The 20655-nt window shown below is 42.1% G+C and carries 15 protein-coding genes; 4 read left to right on the top strand and 11 right to left on the bottom strand.

Annotated features, from left to right (window positions below):
• Positions 1-23 precede the first annotated feature (23 nt).
• Both clpA and clpS read right to left on the bottom strand, forming a co-directional pair.
• Positions 24-2285 carry an ATP-dependent Clp protease ATP-binding subunit ClpA gene (gene clpA, locus ACQY3F_RS07930; RefSeq protein ID WP_428354328.1) on the bottom strand — a complete coding sequence of 754 codons (2262 nt, stop codon included), beginning with the start codon at positions 2283-2285 and terminating at the stop codon, positions 24-26.
• A 20-nt stretch (positions 2286-2305) separates the two neighbouring features.
• A complete protein-coding gene (clpS, locus tag ACQY3F_RS07935; RefSeq protein WP_428354329.1) occupies positions 2306-2629 on the bottom strand; it encodes an ATP-dependent Clp protease adapter ClpS in 324 nt (107 codons plus the stop codon).
• A 135-nt stretch (positions 2630-2764) separates the two neighbouring features.
• On the opposite strand from clpS, the gene ACQY3F_RS07940 reads away from it, so the two are divergent.
• From ACQY3F_RS07940 to ACQY3F_RS07950, 3 genes are all read left to right on the top strand, one after another.
• Positions 2765-3223 carry an NUDIX hydrolase gene (locus ACQY3F_RS07940; protein ID WP_428354330.1) on the top strand — a complete coding sequence of 153 codons (459 nt, stop codon included), beginning with the start codon at positions 2765-2767 and terminating at the stop codon, positions 3221-3223.
• Complete coding sequence (gene mnmA, locus ACQY3F_RS07945) at positions 3220-4311, top strand: tRNA 2-thiouridine(34) synthase MnmA (RefSeq protein ID WP_428354331.1); 1092 nt, start codon at positions 3220-3222, stop codon at positions 4309-4311. The genes ACQY3F_RS07940 and mnmA overlap by 4 nt, the downstream gene beginning before the upstream one ends.
• 212 nt (positions 4312-4523) lie before the next feature.
• A complete protein-coding gene (locus ACQY3F_RS07950) occupies positions 4524-4988 on the top strand; it encodes a sterol desaturase family protein (RefSeq protein WP_428357635.1) in 465 nt (154 codons plus the stop codon).
• Between the two features lie 191 nt (positions 4989-5179).
• On the opposite strand, the gene ACQY3F_RS07955 is transcribed toward ACQY3F_RS07950, so the two are convergent.
• The 4 genes from ACQY3F_RS07955 to ACQY3F_RS07970 all read right to left on the bottom strand — a co-directional run bounded on the left by ACQY3F_RS07955 (position 5180) and on the right by ACQY3F_RS07970 (position 10288).
• Positions 5180-6721, bottom strand: a complete 1542-nt coding sequence (locus tag ACQY3F_RS07955; RefSeq protein ID WP_428354332.1) for a glutamate synthase-related protein — start codon at positions 6719-6721, stop codon at positions 5180-5182.
• A gap of 480 nt (positions 6722-7201) precedes the next feature.
• Positions 7202-8563: an IS1380 family transposase gene (locus ACQY3F_RS07960; RefSeq protein WP_428352972.1), complete on the bottom strand. Its 1362-nt coding sequence runs from the start codon at positions 8561-8563 to the stop codon at positions 7202-7204.
• Between the two features lie 21 nt (positions 8564-8584).
• Positions 8585-9436 carry a glutathione S-transferase family protein gene (locus ACQY3F_RS07965; RefSeq protein WP_428354333.1) on the bottom strand — a complete coding sequence of 284 codons (852 nt, stop codon included), beginning with the start codon at positions 9434-9436 and terminating at the stop codon, positions 8585-8587.
• Positions 9437-9445: 9 nt separating this feature from the next.
• A complete protein-coding gene (locus tag ACQY3F_RS07970; protein WP_428354334.1) occupies positions 9446-10288 on the bottom strand; it encodes a pirin family protein in 843 nt (280 codons plus the stop codon).
• Positions 10289-10583: 295 nt separating this feature from the next.
• Between ACQY3F_RS07970 and ACQY3F_RS07975 the strand changes: the two genes are divergently transcribed.
• Complete coding sequence (locus ACQY3F_RS07975; RefSeq protein WP_428354335.1) at positions 10584-11492, top strand: LysR family transcriptional regulator; 909 nt, start codon at positions 10584-10586, stop codon at positions 11490-11492.
• Between the two features lie 808 nt (positions 11493-12300).
• Here the strand turns inward: ACQY3F_RS07975 and ACQY3F_RS07980 are convergent.
• The 5 genes from ACQY3F_RS07980 to rnhB form a co-directional block, all read right to left on the bottom strand.
• Positions 12301-12657, bottom strand: coding sequence for a hypothetical protein (locus ACQY3F_RS07980; RefSeq protein ID WP_428354336.1), 357 nt, complete (start codon positions 12655-12657; stop codon positions 12301-12303).
• A gap of 328 nt (positions 12658-12985) precedes the next feature.
• Positions 12986-14374, bottom strand: a complete 1389-nt coding sequence (pntB, locus tag ACQY3F_RS07985; RefSeq protein WP_428357637.1) for a Re/Si-specific NAD(P)(+) transhydrogenase subunit beta — start codon at positions 14372-14374, stop codon at positions 12986-12988.
• A gap of 7 nt (positions 14375-14381) precedes the next feature.
• Complete coding sequence (locus ACQY3F_RS07990; protein WP_428354337.1) at positions 14382-15953, bottom strand: Re/Si-specific NAD(P)(+) transhydrogenase subunit alpha; 1572 nt, start codon at positions 15951-15953, stop codon at positions 14382-14384.
• A 181-nt stretch (positions 15954-16134) separates the two neighbouring features.
• On the bottom strand, positions 16135-19632 hold the full coding sequence (dnaE, locus tag ACQY3F_RS07995) for a DNA polymerase III subunit alpha (RefSeq protein ID WP_428354338.1): 3498 nt from the start codon (positions 19630-19632) through the stop codon (positions 16135-16137).
• 432 nt (positions 19633-20064) lie between these two features.
• Positions 20065-20649 carry a ribonuclease HII gene (rnhB, locus tag ACQY3F_RS08000; protein ID WP_428354339.1) on the bottom strand — a complete coding sequence of 195 codons (585 nt, stop codon included), beginning with the start codon at positions 20647-20649 and terminating at the stop codon, positions 20065-20067.
• Positions 20650-20655 lie beyond the last annotated feature (6 nt).

Here is a 20655-nt window from a genome sequence, read left to right on the forward strand (position 1 = left end):
TAGGCTTAACGCATACAATCAGTTTAATTATTTTCCGGCAAACTCAGTTGTTTACCTTTTATGGTAAACGCTAATTCCTTATCACGTACAGTGACTTGTACATGACCACCCTGCTCCAGTTTGCCAAATAATAAATCGTTTGCCAGAGGTTTCTTTATTTTTTCCTGAATCAGTCTTGCCATTGGCCGCGCGCCCATTTTAGGGTCGCAACCGTGCTCTGCCAGCCAGAGCCTGGCTTCAGCATCAAGACTAAAGGTCACATTTTTCTCTAGTAATAATGTTTCCAGTTCAAAAATAAACTTATCGACAACATTCCCAACTATTGTAATATCCAGCGGTTTAAACTGAATGATCGCATCCAGGCGATTTCTGAATTCAGGTGAAAAAGACTTTTCCACAATACGCATACTATCGCTGGAGTGTTCTTGTTGAGTAAACCCTATCGAAGCACGGCTACCCTCTTCTGCGCCTGCATTGGTAGTCATCACCAGAATAATATTTCTAAAATCAGCTTTACGCCCGTTATTATCAGTTAATGTGCCATGATCCATAACCTGTAAGAGCAAATTAAACACATCAGGATGCGCTTTCTCTAATTCATCTAGCAACAGTACCGCATGTGGATGCTTATTAACCTGCTCAGTCAACAAGCCGCCCTGATCATAGCCAACATATCCCGGAGGCGCTCCAATCAGGCGAGAAACAGTATGACTTTCCATATACTCAGACATATCAAAGCGAATTAATTCCACTCCCATCAGGTTCGCCAATTGCTTGGTGACTTCTGTTTTACCCACGCCTGTAGGCCCGGCAAAAAGAAAAGAACCGATCGTTTTAGTTGCTTCCCTTAAGCCAGCTCTAGATAGTTTAATAGCCGTTGATAACGCAGAAATTGCATCATCCTGTCCAAAGACCAGCATTTTTAAATTCTTTTCAAGATTTTTTAATTTACCTTGATCATTGCTAGAAACTGATTTTGGAGGAATTCTTGCAATTTTTGCAACGACCTCTTCTATCGCGTGGACATCAATTAAATTATTCCGCTGATCATTAGGCACTAAGCGCTGACTTGCGCCTGCCTCGTCTATAACATCAATGGCTTTATCGGGTAAGAAACGATCACTAATATGCCGATCTGATAATTCAGCGGCTACGCGTAAGCTCTCTATGCTATATTTAAGCTCATGATGTTCTTCAAAACGACTTTGCAATCCTTTAAGAATTTGAAAAGTTTCATCAACCGTCGGTTCAATGACATCTATTTTCTGAAAACGACGCGCTAAGGCATGATCTTTTTCGAAAATGCCACGATATTCTTGATAGGTAGTGGAACCTATACAACGTAACTGACCTGATGCCAATGCGGGCTTAATTAAATTAGATGCATCCATCACTCCACCAGAAGCAGAGCCTGCTCCGATAATGGTATGAATTTCATCGATAAATAATATCGAATTAACATCATCTTTCAGCTGATTCATCAATGCTTTAAGACGTTTTTCAAAGTCACCACGATATTTAGTGCCGGCAACCAAAGCTCCCAAATCAAGCGAATAAATAACGCATCCATGGAGAATTTCCGGGATATCTTCTTCAACAATTTTCTTCGCTAGCCCTTCAGCAATTGCGGTTTTACCAACACCCGCTTCACCGACTAATAAAGGGTTGTTTTTGCGTCGACGACACAAAACCTGTACTGTGCGCTCAAGTTCCAGCTCACGTCCGATCAGCGGATCAATCTTACCTTCAACTGCCTGTTGATTAAGGTTTGTCGTATATTTATCCAGTGGGCTCTCAGCAGCATCCGGCTCGACATTTTCGGGGTTTCCTGTTTGCTCGGGTATTTCCTGTTCTGTTCTCGATATACCATGGGATAAATAATTGACCACATCCAGGCGTTGAATATCCTGTTTATTGAGCAAAAATACTGCATGTGAATCTTGCTCGCTAAACAATGCAACTAATAGATTAGCGCCATCGACTTCTTTTTTATCTGATGCCTGGGCATGAAAAACAGCGCGTTGTAGAACACGTTGAAAACCTAGGGTAGGTTGAGTTTCCCGTTTACCTTCTATGGATAATAAGCTGATAGTTTCATCAATAAACTGGCTTAACTCACCCCGCAAGCTAGGGACATCACAAGCACAGATAGAGAGTACCTGTAAGGCACTATCATTATCCAGCAATGCCTGTAGCAAATGCTCAACGGTAATAAATTCATGGCGTTTTTCATGTGCAGAAACAAAAGCCAGGTTTAACGTTACTTCAAGATCTTTACTTAGCATAATACTGCTCCTTAAGCCGGTTAGGCTTCTTCCATCGCACACATTAAAGGATGTTGATTTTCACGCGAATAATTATTCACTATCTCAACTTTGGTTTCCGCTACATCTTTTGAGAAAACTCCACAAACCCCCATACCCTGAGTATGAACATGTAACATCACCTGCGTTGCTGCATCTTCGCTCATAGAAAAAAAGTCAACTAACACCTCAATGACAAAATCCATCGGTGTAAAGTCATCATTTAATAAAATCACCTTAAACAAAGGTGGTTTTTGTAATTTGGGTTTCGCTTCTTGTACTGCCAGCACATCATCATGGTCTATGGATGGATTAAAATCACTCATCGCTTTCTACACTTAAATAATAATTTAATTTTGCATTTAATATTGAGGTGGAATCCTCAATTTCAATTCTTTTATAAAGTATAATAGTCTATACACAATAAGACTACAGCCTTTTTTTAAACAAAAGGAAAAATCATGGTTTGGAAACCTCATGTCACAGTCGCGGCCATTATCGAACGCGAGCAGCGATTCCTTTTAGTCGAAGAAGAAACTGACAATGGAATCGCATTTAATCAGCCTGCAGGCCACTTAGAATCAGGTGAAAGCCTACTTAATGCAGTCATTCGTGAAGTCAATGAAGAAACTGCCTGGCAATTTACCCCAGAATACATTACCTCCATACAACTTTGGCGTAAAAATCCTGATTTCTCAAGTTTTTTGCGAGTCTGTTTCGTTGGTACTTGCCATGATCATCAACCAGAACAAAAACTGGATGATGGCATTATAGCCACTCACTGGTTAACACGCGATGAAATTATCGCAAGAAAAACACAATTACGTAGTCCTTTAGTGTTAACCACTATAGATCAATATTTGAGCGGAGAACATTATCCGCTCACCTTATTAAAAACATTTTTAGATTTAGAACCATGAGTAAAAATATAATCGTCGGCATGTCTGGCGGTGTCGATTCTTCAGTTACCGCCGCTTTATTACTAGAACAAGGCCATCAGGTTACCGGTGTGTTTATGAAAAACTGGGATGAAGATGATGGTACCGATGAATGTACCGCTTTAGTAGACCTGGCTGATGCGCAACAAGTCTGTGATACTCTGGGTATCGAATTAAAAACGGTTAATTTTGCCAGCGAATACTGGGATGAAGTCTTTGAAGTTTTTCTTGCGGAATTTGCCTTGGGTCGTACGCCAAATCCGGATATATTATGCAATAAGCATGTTAAATTTAAAGCATTTTTAGACTATGCGACGCAGGACTTAGGCTCGGATTACATCGCCACGGGTCATTATGCGCGTGTTGCAGAAAAGCAAGGCGAGTATTTTTTGCTTAAAGGCTTAGACCCCAGTAAAGAACAGAGTTACTTTTTATATACTTTAGGCCAGCAGGCTTTATGCAAGACCTTATTTCCCATTGGTCATTTACATAAAACTGAAATTCGCAAAATGGCTGAAAAATATGCTTTCGCAAATCATCATAAAAAAGACAGCACCGGCATTTGTTTTATTGGCGAGCGTAAATTCAAACAGTTTTTACAGCGTTACTTGCCGACCCAACCCGGCGCAATGCGTACGCCCGAAGGCCAGTATATTGCGCAACACTCAGGACTCATGTACTACACTTTTGGCCAACGCCAGGGCTTAGGCATTGGAGGGGTAAAAAATGCCCCGGATGAACCCTGGTATGTACTGGATAAAGATTTAGATAACAATATCTTGATCGTCGGACAAGGACATAATCATCCGTTGATGCTACATAATACTTTAGAAGCCAATCAACTAGACTGGTGTAGTAATCAGCCATTAACTGAAGTCATCCAGTGTGCTGCAAAAACTCGCTATCGGCAAGCAGATCAACCCTGTAAGGTTATTCCTTTGTCAGAAAGTAGAGTGAAAGTTGTTTTTGAGCAACAACAACGAGCGATTACACCCGGACAATCAGTCGTATTTTATGCAGGAGAAGTCTGTTTAGGCGGAGGCATTATTGAAAGCAAATACAATGCTTAGGGACGAGGATTTAATAACACCCGAAAGTATGACGCATTATTTTGGTAATACAGGCGTGTTAGAAATCCATGCGCATAGCAAGCTACGCCACTGTTTTTCTAGCGCTCTGTACAGTCAAAAGAAAAGTCATTCCTGCGTAGGCAGGAACAAGTCAGGCTCGGGTATTATTGAATTCTCGTTGCATAGAAACCTCATGCAAAGGTAAACAAGTGATGATGTTATTCTGGGGCTTACAGTTTATCTCGGGCTTAATCATCGCAAATGCGGGCGAATGGATCATTCACCGTTACTTGCTGCATGGTCTGGGGAAAAATCCTGACAGTTTCTGGGCTTACCATATCTACCAGCACCACCAGATCGCATCACAACTAAACATGTTAGATCCTGGCTATCTGAAACGTCCGGTTTTCTGGAATAGCCAGGCAAAAGAACTACTCGTTCTCTTCTGTATCTTAATGATAAATGCACCTTTTTTCTGGATTTTGAATGGCTATGCCTGGGGTATAACTATTTCGGTGTGTGTCTATTATTGGCTACACCGGAAAGCTCATATCGATATTAACTGGGCAAAAAAATATCTACCCTGGCATTACCAACACCACTCAGTTAACCCTACAGCTAATTGGTGCATATCTTACCCTTTATTTGATTATTTGCTGCAGACGCGTCAACGTTGAATTGCATACATCTTATTGCGAAAGCACATTAGGCAGCTGGAAACAAATAATCATCCAACTTTGCTGGTCTTTTTGTCCATTATTAGCACTGTAGAAATAGTTACGTAGCCAGCTATGCGCCTGCTTCTACAGTACTAATAACAAACAAAAATCTTGCCCAAATATTGAATGCTTATTTATTTCCAGGTGCCTTATTCTCCATAACCAGAATACCTGACGCCTGATAATCGCGCCATTTCATAATGCCAGGTTGCAAGATCGTTATTATTAAAATCACTCAGTTTAGCGTGCCCACAGGCTCTTGCCATTACTTGCATTAATTCAACCGAAGCCTGGAAAAAATTAAACAATTGCTGTGATGACTTAGCAATATCCAGACGCTGTCTTAGCTCTTCTTTTTGTGTTGCAACGCCCGTGGGACAGTTATTTGTATGACACATTCTTGCTGCAACGCAACCAATGGCCTGGATTGCGCTATTTGATATGGCAATACCATCCGCTCCCAAAGCAAGCGCTTTCACAAAGTCTATCGGTAAGCGCAGACCACCGGTGATAATTAAAGTGACTCGACCCGTTGCACCCTGCTCATCCAGAAAACGTCGAGCACGTGCCAAAGCTGGAATGGTCGGTACACTAATATGGTCTCTAAACATTTCCGGAGCTGCACCAGTGCCGCCGCCTCTGCCATCAAGAATAATATAATCTGCCCCTGCATCAAGGGCAAATTGCATATCCTGTTCTAAATGGTTAGCGCTAAGTTTAAAACCTATAGGTATACCACCGGATATATCACGCACATGTTCAGCCATTTTCTTAAAATCATCGACACTGCTCAGATCTTTAAAGGTGGGTGGTGAAATTGCAGGCTGTCCTTCCGGTATACCTCTTACCTGTGAAATTTTTCCTATGTTTTTATTGCCGGGCAAATGACCGCCCGTCCCCGTTTTTGCACCCTGCCCACCTTTAAAATGAAACGCTTGAACTTTTGTTAAGGCATCATCGTTAAAACCAAACTGGGCACTAGCCAACTCATAAAAATAGCGAGAATTGCTTTGCTGCTCTTCAGGTAACATGCCACCCTCGCCTGAGCATATTCCTGTATTTGCCAGTTGCGCCCCTGTCGCTAAAGCTATTTTGGCCTCTTCAGATAGAGCACCAAAACTCATATCAGAGACGAATAAAGGAATATCCAGTATGAGTGGTTTTTTTGCTTCTGGACCGATGACCAGTTGAGTATTAACCGCCTGATCTTCCATCAAAGGCTTGTTGGCTAGTTGCGCCGCCATAATCTGTAAATCGTCCCAATGGGGTAATTTATGGCGTGGCACACCCATAGATGTCATTTGACCATGGTGGCCTAAATTGCTCAGCCCTTCTTTTGCTAGCTGGTGTATAAAGGCAACGGTGGGTTCTTCGGTTGTCGGTATTGCAACCGGTGCTGCTGATTTCCTGGCTTGCACCCCTGGGCCTTCTTTACCTATCTGCTCAGCAGTAAATTGTTTATGAGTGCCATCACAGAAAGGTGCGTTGCCCGTATGCTTACAAGCGCATAAATAGGCTTTTTCATCTTTTTCTGCGGTAAATTCTTGTGGCGTGAAACCAGTGCCTTTATGCGAACCATCGCAAAAGGGCTGATTACTTGAACGCCCGCAAGTACAAAAATAATATTTTTCAGCTTGCTTAAGATTGACTGCTTTGGGTTTGTTGTCGGCGATAATGGGGTTGTTCATCATGAATACTCCGGTGTATTAGTTGAGCTTTTTTATAATTATTGTACTAAATCTCTGCTATGTTTCTGCAAATAGTCTATCTCTGGACCTAAGGGAACAACTCCGCTGGGATTTATTGTCTGATGGCTGGCATAATAATGTTGCTTAATATGCTGCATATTAATAGTTTCAGCAATACCCGGTTGTTGATAAAGGTCGCGGGTATATGCCCATAAATTAGGATAATCAACTAAACGCTTAAGATTACACCTAAATCCTGCAAGCCCATATTTTGACTCTCATTAACCTGTCTAGCTAAGTGGTTATTAGGTTTTTACTGCCGCTTTGCCAGCCCTCTTTGTCCAACCGATCAAAATATCCAGATTTAAATCATAAATAGAGGAAATTTTTTGTATCGTATGGATATCCCCCGAGCCCAAGGCAATAAACACCCTGCCAACGTGCCATGACCTTTTAATCAAAGTGACTTAACTTCGGTTAATGTTAAGCGAGTAACCCCACCTTAACCCAATCATCCCATTCCTGTGGATAGAGCGGATCTGCAGGTGTTCTGACTCTCAGCTGATTATTGCCTGTGAGTAATTTTCCAGCCACCCGAATCAGATAAGTACGAAGTGTATCCGGCTCCCATTGGCACAACGTTTTGTTGCCACTCAATTGAGCCATCCAGCGCACGGTATTGTAGGCAAGAACGGCGCAATGAAATAATGCGGCATTAGCCAGAAATTGATTCGTTCTGATTTTACCTAAACCCATTTGTGATTTTGCTTCTTCAATCCATGTTTCGCACGTCGCTCGTTCACCATACTTCTTATGTGTTTGCCAAGGCGATAGAGGTTCAGTTGTTACATAACAAAAATAGTCATATTCTGCCGTATCCCAAAGCTCGGACTGAGGTCCTGTCACTTGTTTAGGTTGCTTTATCCTGACCGCGACAAACTGACGAGAGCGAGACCAGCCACCACAACGATATTGAAACTCGCTCTGCTCCCAACCGGGTCGGCCTTGTATGGCTGTCCAGGCCTGTTTGGCCAGCAATGCGTTCAAATTCTTAAGTTTAACCTTTATTAGATACCCATGCCCTCTGGTATCGAGAAATTCAAGCAAATCACCGACAAAATAACCACTGTCACCGCGAAAAATAATGCGCATCCGATTGGGCAAGTGTGCAAGTAACTGTTTGGTAAATTCTACAACACCATTGCTTGTAAAGGCATTGCCTGTCCGGAACCAGGCTTGTAAAATTTCTTTTGTTTCCGCTAGAAAAGCGAGTTGTGGATGGTATGAACGGGCACCTTTCTTTTTGGGGTTGAAGCCTTTGGCACTTCCTTCTTGTCGACCACAAACGGTGTCCACAGTTGAATCGACATCGACCCACTGGACGGATTGTATGCCAGTTTTCGATTTTCCGGAACGAAGCAATCGCCGCCAGTGTTGACCACGCAAAGTATGCGTGAGCGTTTCAAACTGGCTTATCTGCCTATCACTTACTTCTTTAAAGATCCGTAAAATTGTGGTTTCAACAGGAATCTTTATCCAGCCAGCTACTTTGCGCAGTACGCTATCTGCCCATACGGTCGTCACCTTTGCCATTGATGTTGCTCCCCCCATCATGCCAACCAACGTCAATAGAACCACATCAGATAAGTGATGGTCTGCATTTTCACCCCGCCGATGTGGAACGCTTTGTTTTACGGTTTTTTCAAAACCTATCCTGTCTAAATATTTCACGACGGGAATCAGTCCCGCCTGGCTTGTCAATCCATGTGCTGTAGATGTCATTTTTACCGTTCGGGTACGGTTTCTTACGTGAGATGAGGATTTTGATACTTTAGAGGGCTTCATTAAAACAATGAGATAGTGAAATCAGGAAAATGATATTATATCATTGTTTAATAAGGAGTTTTGTGGATTATTATGTATAATGCTTGCAGGATTTAGGTTACATTTAAAATGTCCAACGTAAACCGGATCGAAACGTACCAGCGTAGTAAATAAACGCCAATCTGCTTCGGTGACTGAATTTCCGATTAAATATCGCTGCGTCTCCAGCCTTTTTTCCAGAGTATCTAGCATGGAAAATAACGGGATCAGTGCATTTTCATAAGCTTGTTGCGTCGTTGCAAAGCCTGCTTTATAAACGCCATTATTAACCCGGCTATAAATCTGATCATTTAAGCTATCAATTTCAGCACGCAAGTTGTCAGGGTAGTAATCACCCTTAGTCGCACCCAAACCATCAAACGCACTATTAAACATGCGGATAATTTCCGCAGATTCATTGGATACTATCGTGTGGTTTTGTTTGTCCCACAACACAGGCACTGTAACTCGCCCAGAATAATTATTATCTGCCTGAACATAGATTTCACGCAAATAATCAGCATTAATCACTGGGTCAGCCACAACACCTTCTGCTGGCAAAAAAGTCCAGCCGTCTTCAGCCATATGCCAATTGACTACAGATAGGGAAATCATAGCTTCCAGACCCTTGAGCTTACGCATAATTAAAGTACGATTAGCCCAGGGGCACGCATAAGATACATATAAATGGTATCGTCCAGACTCGGCTTTAAAACCGGCTTTACCACTAACACCCGCCGAACCATCAGCAGTTATCCAGTTGCGAAACTTCGTAGCTGCACGGATAAACTCGCCTTTATTCTCTGCTGTTGGATACCAGACATCCTGCCATTGACCCTTTATTAATACGCCCACTTTTCTCTCCTAAAATCTATTATTCTGAAAATCTTCAAAAGCCTGAATTATTTCTGCTTTAGTATTCATGACGAACGGACCACCCCGTGCTACAGGTTCATGTAAAGGCCGTGCCGCGGCAAGTATAAATCGTGTATCACCCTTTGCCTTAACAACAATTGCAGTACCTTCACTTAAAACACCCAGTTGTCGGCTACTTATTTTCTGCTGTGTATCGTTTATAGATAACTCACCTTCAAGCACATAAATAAACGCATTATCAGTTCCATCAACGCTTTGCTTAAAAACTTGCCCTGCTGCTAAAGAGATGTCCATATACAGCGGATTAACAAAGTTATTCTTTACCGGGCCAGAAATGCCATTATCAGTCTGTCCTGCAATTATCCGTATCACAGAGTCCTCAATAGAACTATCCACAGCAATCTTATCAGCGGGGAATTCCTGATAAGCGGGCGCTGACATTTTTTCACTGGCGGGGAGATTGATCCACAATTGAAACCCTTGCAATAATCCCGCTTGCTGTTCAGGCATTTCAGAATGAATAATGCCTTTACCCGCTGTCATCCATTGCACCCCTCCCGCTTCAATTACACCTTCATGACCGGCATTATCTTTATGACGCATCTGACCCGCTATCAAGTAAGTTACCGTTTCAAAACCACGATGAGGATGATCTGGAAAACCGCCTATATAGTCATTCACCTGATCCGTTTCAAATGCATCTAATAATAAAAATGGATCTAGCATATTTAATTCAGGTGAACCGATCAACCGAGTCATTGTTACCCCATCACCGTCGGTTGTTGGAGTACCCGATATAATATTTTGTAATTTACGAATTTTAGCTTTCATGTTAATGCTCCTAAATTGTGGAAATCTCCCCTACCCGCAATCATGTAATACTCTTCCTGATTATCCGTAATCCTCGGTTATACTCCGTCATTCCTGCATGGTTTAGCAGGAATCTCGTAGATTTAAACCAGATTCCCAATATAAGACTTCGGGAATGTCTAGCCTTTTATTTACTTTGGTCAAGTGACGTACATAATCACTTAACTCATTGTCACTGTGGCCTAAGTTTACCTGTTGACTTAAATAGAATAAACATCAATAATTGCAAATCATTGTTCACTTTAGGAGAACAAAAGTGGGTCAGTTAGAAGATATGCAGGTTTTTACCCGTGTGGTAGAGGCTGGTGGAATAAGTCGTGCGGCAGAACAGATGGGGCTAGCTAAGTCAGCTGTTAGCAGAAGGCTAAGTGAACTTGAAGCGCGCCTTGGAGTGCGCTTGATAAACCGCACTACCCGTACCTCAAACTTAACGGAAACAGGGCGAGGTTTTTACGAACGTGCGCTAAAGATTATCGATGATATCGCTGAATTGAATGCCTTAACAAATGATGTCAATAGTTCTTTAGCAGGGACAATTAACCTGGCGGTCCCTTTGTCATTTGGCCTATTACACCTGGCTCCGGCGATTGATGCTTTTATAAAGTTACATCCTGAACTCACTATAAATATTGATTTTTCCGATCGACACAAAAATTTAATCGAAGAAGGCCTGGATCTTGCCGTACGCATCGCTGATTTAAAAGATTCTAGCTTGATTGCACGTAAGCTATCCCCGGTTAAAACCCTGCTATGTGCCAGCCCTGATTACCTGAAAAAACAAGGGAGGCCTGAATCACACGAAGATTTAAAGCAACATCAATTGCTACAATACAACTTGGCAAATTCATCAGGATGGCAACTTACAGATCAGCAAGGCACTCAGCATCATATTACTCTTGCTGGAAAAATTAATGCCAATAATGGTGATTTCCTCAAAGATATGGCTATTGCTGGGCATGGAATCGCCATGATACCCACTTTTATTACCTGGAAGGCTTTAGCAATGGGGGAGCTAGTACCTTTATTGCCCGACTACAGTACGCCTCAGTTAAATGTCTATGCAGTCTACCCGCAGACCCGTTATTTATCACAAAGAGCGCGACTACTGATCGATTTTTTAGTGCAACGATTTGGTGTTAATCCCTATTGGGATCAACCTATATAAGGTTTAATAATGTCCCGCTACTTTGGCCCTACACATCACTGCAATGGCAACTCTAAACCTACAGAAAACCTGACCCCAACCTAATAAAATCAAAAGCATAGCAATTCATCAAAGATAATAAGGTGAGACTAAAATAGGTAGGATGCAGCTGAGGAACGAAGCGCATCTATCGCGAATGATGCGCTTCGTTCCTCAGCAGCATCCTACGAACCGTAATAAGTATCATATTGTTTTCAGAGAGATCAGGTTATCTGAACGTGCGTAGGTCAATCATTGGTATCAAGTTATTATCCTAGAGTTCAGGTGGTCTGACCTAACACTTTTTGCGCAAGAAGTCGGCTCAATCACCACGCCGCTGGTCCTAAAAGGAATAATCCTAGAAAAATCAGTTGCTCACGGTTTCTAGAGTAATCTATTGATCCCACAGCACTTCCCAAAAAAGCCCATACAGCTATAGGTGGATCTAATATTTTTGAAAGTATGACATTAATTCAATGTGTTGCAGCATAATTTCGCGCTCAACTGATTTTTCTAGGTTACATTGTCGGTATGGAAAAGTAGACCTTCCCACACCGATTGGAGAATATTACAATTAGCGTTTAGACTAAGGCAACTCGCAATAAATAACCCACCCACCTTGCTGGTCTTTTTGTCCGTCTTCTGCGTTGTAGAAATAGTTACGTAACTAGCTATGCGCCTATTTCTACGCCCCCGTATCAAGTACGGGGCAAGCTTTGAAGACAAACAAAAATCCTACGCAATATGAGTGGGTTATTCATTGCGCGTTACCTAACTGGATAATATAACTTTACATTTTCATGTCGTCTTTTTTATTCATCATTTTCTGGTGATGTTTATTCATCATTTTCTTTTTCATATCTCTTTTTTTCTTCATATGACCTTTAATTAACTGTAATTGTTCATCCATTAACGCCTGCTTTTTCTTAGCATCTTTTTCATCCTGAATGCGATCTGAAAGCTCGTCTATCTTCAAAATATATTGTTGCTTTTTCTTTGCCATTTTATCTAGCATTTGTTCAGACATTTCCATTCCCTTGCCCTGAGGTTTTTCATGTTGCATATTCATGGGCTTATCTTTTGCAAAAGCCGAAAGACTAGCAGCTGATAATACGAGAATGGCAATTGACCTGACTATTTTATTCATGGTGAATCCTTATTAATAATTTTTAAGATGGTGCCTGATAAGCACCTTTAAAAGGAAATGAAATGGCTTATGCATATTCAGGTTCCCTAATGTAGACTATAACATTTTAAGATTTGTACTACCAGCATTCTCGCTAATCAGGAAAATATCCCTGCAATAGACTAAGGCAATTCGCATAAATAACCCAGCCATCTTGCTAGTCTTTTGCCCGTCTTCTGCATTGTAGGAATAGTTACATAGCCACCTATGCGCTTATTTCTCCGGCGTTAAGGCAAACAATAATCCTACTCAATATGGGTGGGTTATTTATTGCGCGTTACCTTACAGGTTAAGCGGTCATTGCTTTCAATACCGCTTGCATGGTTTCATTTGCATCGCCAAACAACATACGCGTATTTTTGTGTACAAATAACGGATTGCCTACGCCTGCATAACCCGTTGCCATACTGCGTTTTAAAACAATGCTGGTGCGACCTTTCCAACACTCAAGCACCGGCATTCCGGCTATGGGGCTGTTAGGGTCATCCAGTGCAGATGGATTAACAATATCATTTGCCCCGATAACGATCGAGACATCAATATCGGGAAAGTCAGCATTGATTTCATCCATTTCAAAGACTATATCGTAAGGCACTTTTGCTTCAGCCAATAGCACATTCATATGTCCTGGCATCCGCCCTGCAACTGGGTGTATGCCAAAGCGTACTTGCTTACCCTGAGCACGTAGCACTTTAGTGATTTCATTCACCGTATGCTGAGCATGCGCAACCGCCATGCCATAGCCAGGAATAATCATTATATTGCGGGCATCTTTCAATAACTGAGTCGCTTCCTCAATTTCAATAGAAATCACTTCGCCTTCAACCTTTGCCGCTTCACCGCTTGCAGAGCCAAAGCCTCCGGCGATAACACTTAGAAAGTTCCTATTCATAGCACGGCACATGATATAGCTTAAAATAGCCCCACTACTTCCGACTAAAGCCCCGGTAACGATTAACAAATCATTACTCAGCATAAATCCGGTTGCCGCTGCTGCCCAGCCTGAATAACTGTTGAGCATGGAAACAACGACCGGCATATCTGCACCACCTATGGCCATGACCATATGCACGCCAAACGCAAAAGCTATCAAGGTCATTAAAATCAGTAGAAAAGTTCCACCTCCCGTTTCTGCCGCCGATAAAAACAGCTTACCTAGCCAGATGGTCGCTATTAATAAGCTTAAGTTTAGCCAATGCCTTCCTGGTATTAAATAAGGCTTGCCATCAATTTTTCCACATAATTTGCCAAAGGCAATCACCGAACCGGTAAAAGTCACCGCACCGATAAAAATACCGATATAAATTTCAACCTCATGAATGGTTTTTTCTATACCTTCAAGGCTTGCAGAGCTATCAATAAAGTTAGCATAGCCCACAAGTACCGCAGCCATACCCACTAAACTGTGCATAATAGCGACCAGTTCAGGCATTTGTGTCATTTTAATTGTTAAAGCAGCTTTAGTACCTATAAAGCCGCCAATAGCTAAAGCAATTATCAAAATGATATAGGCGTGTACAGCATCACTTAATATCGTGGCTATAAGGGCAATCGTCATCCCGGCCATACCATAATAATTACCTCGGCGTGAGGTTTCCTGATGACTTAATCCGCTTAAGCTCAAAATAAATAGTATAGAAGCAATTACATACGACATTGTCGTTAAACCTGGTGATATCATCTGTCTACTCCTGTTTTTTAAACATTTCAAGCATGCGTCGGGTGACTAAAAAGCCACCGGCAATATTAATGGAAGCGATAAGAATCGCCAGACCCGCCAACAGGGAAATCATAAATCCGGGGCTAGAAATTTGTATCACTGCACCAATGATGATGATTCCACTAATGGCATTGGTCACACTCATAAGCGGAGTGTGTAAGGAGGCAGAGACATTCCAGATCACTTGATAGCCAATAAAACAGGATAAGACAAACACAGTAAAATGGGACATAAATGAAACAGGTGCAACCGAGCCTAATGCAAACAATAAACTGGCAATAATGGCGATGGGCAATAACTGTTTAATCGACTCAGGTAGCACTGATTTTTTTTCTGCAACGACAAGTTCTGCAACGGCAGGCGCCTCGGTTTGCGGTGCAGGTGTGGCGGGAATGGCGATGGTAGGCGGTGGCCAGCTTAACTCCCCATGATTGATTACCGTAGTACCACGAATCACCTCATCATCCATATTAATATTCAAGTTGCCATTATTTTCAGGACATAACTCTGTTAATAAATGTTTTATATTCGTTGCATAAAGTTGACTGGATTGGGCCGCCATTCGACTGGGTAAATTGGTATAACCGATAATGGTGACACCATATTTACTGACAACTTTATCTTTTTCGGTAAGAGCGCAATTTCCACCCTGCTCTCCTGCTAGATCGACAATAACACTACCCGGCTTCATGGATTCAACCATACCTGCAGTTATCAATTCGGGTGCTGGCTTTCCAGGGATCAGTGCAGTAGTAATGATAATATCGACGTCCATCGCCTGTCTGGCAAATAAAGCCATTTCGGCATCGATAAATTCCTTAGACATGGTTTTTGCATATCCGCCGGTACCAGAGCCATCTTCTGCAAAATCCAGCATCAGGAACTCGGCTTCCATACTTTCTATTTGCTCTTTGACTTCCGGGCGGGTATCAAATGCTCGTACGATGGCTCCCATGCTTTTAGCTGCACCGATAGCTGCTAATCCAGCTACACCCGCACCTATAACCAGTATTTTAGCTGGCGGAACCTTACCTGCCGCGGTAATTTGACCGGTAAAAAATCGATCAAAATGTTGCGCGGCTTCAATCACAGCCCGATAACCTGCAATATTGGCCATAGAACTTAAAGCATCCATTTTTTGCGACCTGGATAAGCGGGGCACACAATCCATTGCCAGTACCGTAGCCTGTTTATCTACCAGCTTTTGCAATAAGGCTTTATTTTGAGCGGGCCAGATAAAACTGATTAAATGCCCTCCTTTGGATAATAACTCTGTTTCGTCTATTCCTAACTCAGGATGTGTTTCGGGTGGGCGGACCTTGATAACGATATCAGCATTTTTCCACAAGGTTTTAGCTGTTTTTCTGATGCTACAGCCTACTTCTTTATAAGCTTCATCTGAAATATTAGCTTGCTGACCTGCACCACTTTCGACACTAACTTGAAAACCCAGTTGAATAATTTTCTCTGCTACTTCAGGTGTCGTTGCGACACGCTTTTCACCCGGGTGAATTTCCTTCGGTATACCTATTTTCATTACAGTCCCCTTCATTTTATTTTTATAAGTTGAATAGAGCTGTTTCTGAGCATAAGAGATTGAAAGCTTAAATTCAATCAATATTTATAAACTAGTCAAGTACTCCTGCCGGTTAACTAGTTTTATTGTAAACAAGAATGCTCCAGTTATGTTTAAAAATGGAGGTGCCAGGGCTGTTTACTTAACGATATTTGATGCAAGTTGCATTGTCCTGATTTAGCATTCTCTGTAACCGCAATATTAATTCATCTGTTGGGTGTACACGCCATTCATCGCCTAATTGTATGCTTACTTTGGCCTGCGCGGATAGATAGTTTATAACTAACATACACTGTCCCCCTGAAAATGGCTGCAGAGTTTCCTGTAAACGGTGTAAAAAGTCAGCTGATATTTCAGCCGTTTTATCGCTATCCCAATCCAGCATTAAACAACGTGCAAAGCTTTCTCTTGCCTGATCCATACTATATAACTTTTCAGCGGTAATACTTAACATCCCGGAATATCCATCAATACGTGCCGAACCTTCGACGACGAGTACTTCATCCGTTGATAGCAGGTCTTTATATAACTCGAAAGTTTCACTATAGATTGCCACATCAACACGCGCACTTTTATCATCCAGAGTCGCGAAGCCCATATTACGACCTTTTCTATCTAATCGGGTGCGCATGCCGATTAATAAGCCAGCCAAGCGCACATCTATTTTGCCTCTGCTATTTTCTACAGTAGCCATGGTTTTAGCTATGCTACCATGCACAATATTCTGTAATTCCGGCCAGTATTGATCTATCGGGTGACCTGTTAAAAATAGACCCAATGCTAATTTCTCAAAGGCAAGGCGTTCTTTTTCAGACCACACGGCGACATTATCAGCATAGTCCTTTACCTCATCATCCTGGCTTTCTGCATTCACTGCCAGGCCAAACAAGTCATTCTGTCCCACTTCAGCCATCTTGACATGACGCTCTGCGACTTTTATTGCAGTAGGTAATTCTGCCATATGGCTAGCACGATTATCATTAAAAGTATCAAACGCGCCGCCACGGATAAGGGCTTCAAAAACACGGCGGTTAACCTTACGCAAATCTACGCGTTTACATAAATCATATAAGCCATCAAAGGGACCGTTAGCTTCTCTTTCACTGAGTAAATCCTCAATTGCTGCCTCACCAACGCCTTTAATTGCACCTATTCCGTAGACAATCTCTCCTGCTGAATTTACCGTAAATCGATAGTTAGAAATATTGATATTTGGCGGACTGACGGGTAATTTCATGTCCTGACATTCAGCAACTAGAATAACGATTTTATCAGTATTATCCATATCCGAAGATAATACTGCGGCCATAAATGCAGCCGGATAATGAGCTTTTAACCAGGCTGTTTGATAGGCAACCAGAGCATAAGCAGCCGAATGTGATTTATTAAAACCATAGCCGGCAAATTTCTCCATTAAATCGAATACATAAGTGGCTATTTCTTCATCGATGCCGTTAGCAATAGCCCCTTGAGTAAAAATAGCCCGTTGTTGTGCCATTTCTTCGACTTTTTTCTTACCCATGGCGCGGCGCAATAAGTCGGCTCCACCCAAGGTATAACCCCCCATTTCCCGAGCAATTTGCATAACCTGTTCCTGATACAGAATAACCCCATTAGTAGGCTCTAATACAGGTATCAGGATAGGATGTGCATATTCAGCTTTTGCACCATGCTTTACATTAATATAATCATCAACCATGCCTGACTCTAAAGGCCCGGGGCGAAACAGAGCAACCAGCGCAATAATATCGTCAAAACAATCGGGTTTAAGCTTTTTAATCAATTCCTTCATACCACGAGATTCAAGCTGAAACACCGCTGTGGTTGCTGCACACTTTAACAATTCATAAGAGGCAGCGTCGTCACGCGGAATCTGGGTAATATCGACGAGCGGTTTATTTTCTTTTGCCCGTTTCTTATTGATCGTCTGCAGCGCCCAATCAATAATGGTTAAGGTACGTAAGCCCAAAAAGTCAAATTTGACTAAGCCAACGGCTTCAACATCATCTTTATCGAATTGCGTGACTAAATTTCCACCGCCCTGCTCACAATACAAAGGTGAAAAATCAGTTAATTTTGTGGGTGCAATAACCACACCACCCGCATGTTTCCCTGCATTTCTGGCAGTACCTTCCAATGAAAGAGCCATATCCATCAGACTTTTTACTTCATCATCGGTATCATATAATTCTTTAAACTCAGCAACATCATCAAGCGCCTTGCTTAATGTTATGCCAATTTCAAACGGCACTAATTTAGAGAGCCTATCGACAAAGCCATAGGGATGGCCTAATACACGCCCAACATCACGAATAACCGCTTTTGCAGTCATCGAACCGTAGGTGATAATTTGCGAAACCTTATCCCGTCCATAATTGCGTGCGACATAGTCTATGACTTCATCACGTCGATCCATACAGAAATCAACATCGAAATCGGGCATAGATACGCGCTCCGGGTTTAAGAAACGCTCAAATAACAAATCGAACTCAATCGGGTCTAAATCGGTGATATTAAGCACATAGGCAACCAGCGATCCGGCCCCCGATCCACGCCCAGGTCCAACAGGAATGGCATTATCTTTTGCCCACTGAATAAAGTCGGCAACAATCATAAAATAGCCTGGAAAACCCATCTGTACGATGATATCCAGTTCCATTTTTAAGCGATCATCATAGGCCTTACGGTTTTCTTCAACAGTGCCCTGCCCCACAGCCGGATACTTTTCCAGGCGTGCATCCAGACCTTTCTTTGATTCATCAATAAAGAATTCATCCAGAGACATGCCTTCAGGCACGGGGAAATCCGGCAAAAAGTTTTTACCCAGCGTTAACTGAATATTACAGCGTTTAGCGATGGCAACGGTATTGGCTAATGCTTCAGGAATATCGGCAAACAATTCCTGCATCTCTGCGCTACTACGTAGATATTGTTGTTCGGTGTAATCTTTAGGGCGGCGGTTATCATCAATGACTCGTCCCTGATTAATGCACACGCGTACTTCATGCGCGCCAAAACTTTCGGTTTTTAAAAAGCGCACATTATTAGTTGCGACTACCGGCAAGTCTAGTTCTGTTGCTAAGGCAACAGCTTTGGCTAGATAATTTTCTTCATTGCTTTTACCAATACGTTGTAATTCCAGGTAAAAGTTCTGAGCAAAAATCTGGCTCCAGTAGAGAGCATGTTTTTTTGCCTGTTGCGGATCATCGGCTAATAAGGCCTGACCTATATCGCCGTCCATCCCGCCTGACAATGCAATTAGTCCATTATTGTTTTGTTCCAGCCATTCACGTTGCAGCATGGGAATACCAAGATGCTGGCCATGCTGATAAGCTCTGGAAATTAACTCAGTCAAAGCCAGATAGCCTGCATTATTTTTAGCTAACAAAGTCAGCTGAAAAGGTTGTGATGCTGCATCAGGGTTAAAGATATTAACATCTGCACCGACAATAGGTTTAATTCCCTTTGCTAGTGCTGCACGATAGAATTTAACCAGGGAAAACAGATTGGATTGGTCGGTTATGGCAACCGCCGGCATGCCCCTATCAGCTAATTCATTAATCAGTGGTTTGATTTTGACAAGACCATCTACTAAAGAATATTCAGAATGTAAGCGTAAATGGATAAATTCAGGTTGCATAGACTAACAAGAGAGTATTGATAATATATACTTCAATGGATAAATGGAATGGCTATAAGTAACTACGTAAAATTAATTGTAACGACTCAAACAACCTGAGTAGTTACAGCAAAATAAACACTGTAGGATGGGCAAAGGGCTTCATCCGTGCCCATCAACGAAAACATGATGGGCACGTCGTACCTCCTTTGCCCATCCTACAAAACGCTTGTTCTATCATGATATTTATTATCAAATAACTGCTTCTCTGGTGCCTGGCTGGAAATATACAATCTATTTTTGTAACTACTTAGATACGCTAAGTAGTTACAATTAATTTAACATTTCTGTCGATGAGTAAAAAGTAGCATCGGTTTTCTAGGTTTGCCGTGACTCGCAAGAGCGCGTAGCGAAACCCATCATTCCCAGGTAAACACAAAAATGTTAAAATAATTATGCCTCCGTACTTAGCATTTGCTTTACAGGGGAAAATGAGCGGCGGTGCTGCTGAGTAACACCCAGTATAGATAATTTTTCTTTATGTAATTTTGTCGGATAACCTTTATGCCTGGCAAATTCATAACCGGGATAAAGCGCATCTAATACTAGCATTTCCTGGTCTCGATAAACTTTAGCAATAATAGATGCCGCAGATATTTCTGCAACTAAAAGGTCACCCTGAATAATTGTTTCACCGGGGCATTCAATATCAGGGTATTGATTACCGTCTACTTTGAGCCAGTCAGGTTGTACAGATAAAGATTTAACAGCACGCTGCATGGCTAATAATGAAGCTTGCAGAATATTGATCTGGTCAATTTCACTGGGTTCAGCCCTACCGATAGACCAGGCGATAGCGTGTTGTTTTATACTATCAGCCAGGCATTCGCGTTTTTTGGCAGATAATTTTTTTGAATCGGTCAGTCCTGGGATAACGCATGCTGGATCTAATATGACAGCTGCGGCTATAACCGGGCCAACTATACAGCCACGCCCTACTTCATCCACACCGGCAATAATATTCTGCGTTGCGCTCAAGGTGTA

Origin of the sequence: Methyloprofundus sp., from assembly GCF_965251085.1 — a bacterium.
In the GTDB taxonomy this organism is placed as follows: Bacteria; Pseudomonadota; Gammaproteobacteria; order Methylococcales; family Methylomonadaceae; genus Methyloprofundus.

What these genes read in the sequence shown, in the direction of transcription:
- clpA (WP_428354328.1), bottom strand. Translation starts at nt 2,285, where the DNA reads ATGCTAAGTAAAGATCTTGAAGTAACGTTAAACCTGGCTTTTGTTTCT.
- clpS (WP_428354329.1), bottom strand. Translation starts at nt 2,629, where the DNA reads ATGAGTGATTTTAATCCATCCATAGACCATGATGATGTGCTGGCAGTA.
- ACQY3F_RS07940 (WP_428354330.1), top strand. Translation starts at nt 2,765, where the DNA reads ATGGTTTGGAAACCTCATGTCACAGTCGCGGCCATTATCGAACGCGAG.
- mnmA (WP_428354331.1), top strand. Translation starts at nt 3,220, where the DNA reads ATGAGTAAAAATATAATCGTCGGCATGTCTGGCGGTGTCGATTCTTCA.
- ACQY3F_RS07950 (WP_428357635.1), top strand. Translation starts at nt 4,524, where the DNA reads ATGATGTTATTCTGGGGCTTACAGTTTATCTCGGGCTTAATCATCGCA.
- ACQY3F_RS07955 (WP_428354332.1), bottom strand. Translation starts at nt 6,721, where the DNA reads ATGATGAACAACCCCATTATCGCCGACAACAAACCCAAAGCAGTCAAT.
- ACQY3F_RS07960 (WP_428352972.1), bottom strand. Translation starts at nt 8,563, where the DNA reads ATGAAGCCCTCTAAAGTATCAAAATCCTCATCTCACGTAAGAAACCGT.
- ACQY3F_RS07970 (WP_428354334.1), bottom strand. Translation starts at nt 10,288, where the DNA reads ATGAAAGCTAAAATTCGTAAATTACAAAATATTATATCGGGTACTCCA.
- ACQY3F_RS07980 (WP_428354336.1), bottom strand. Translation starts at nt 12,657, where the DNA reads ATGAATAAAATAGTCAGGTCAATTGCCATTCTCGTATTATCAGCTGCT.
- ACQY3F_RS07990 (WP_428354337.1), bottom strand. Translation starts at nt 15,953, where the DNA reads ATGAAAATAGGTATACCGAAGGAAATTCACCCGGGTGAAAAGCGTGTC.
- dnaE (WP_428354338.1), bottom strand. Translation starts at nt 19,632, where the DNA reads ATGCAACCTGAATTTATCCATTTACGCTTACATTCTGAATATTCTTTA.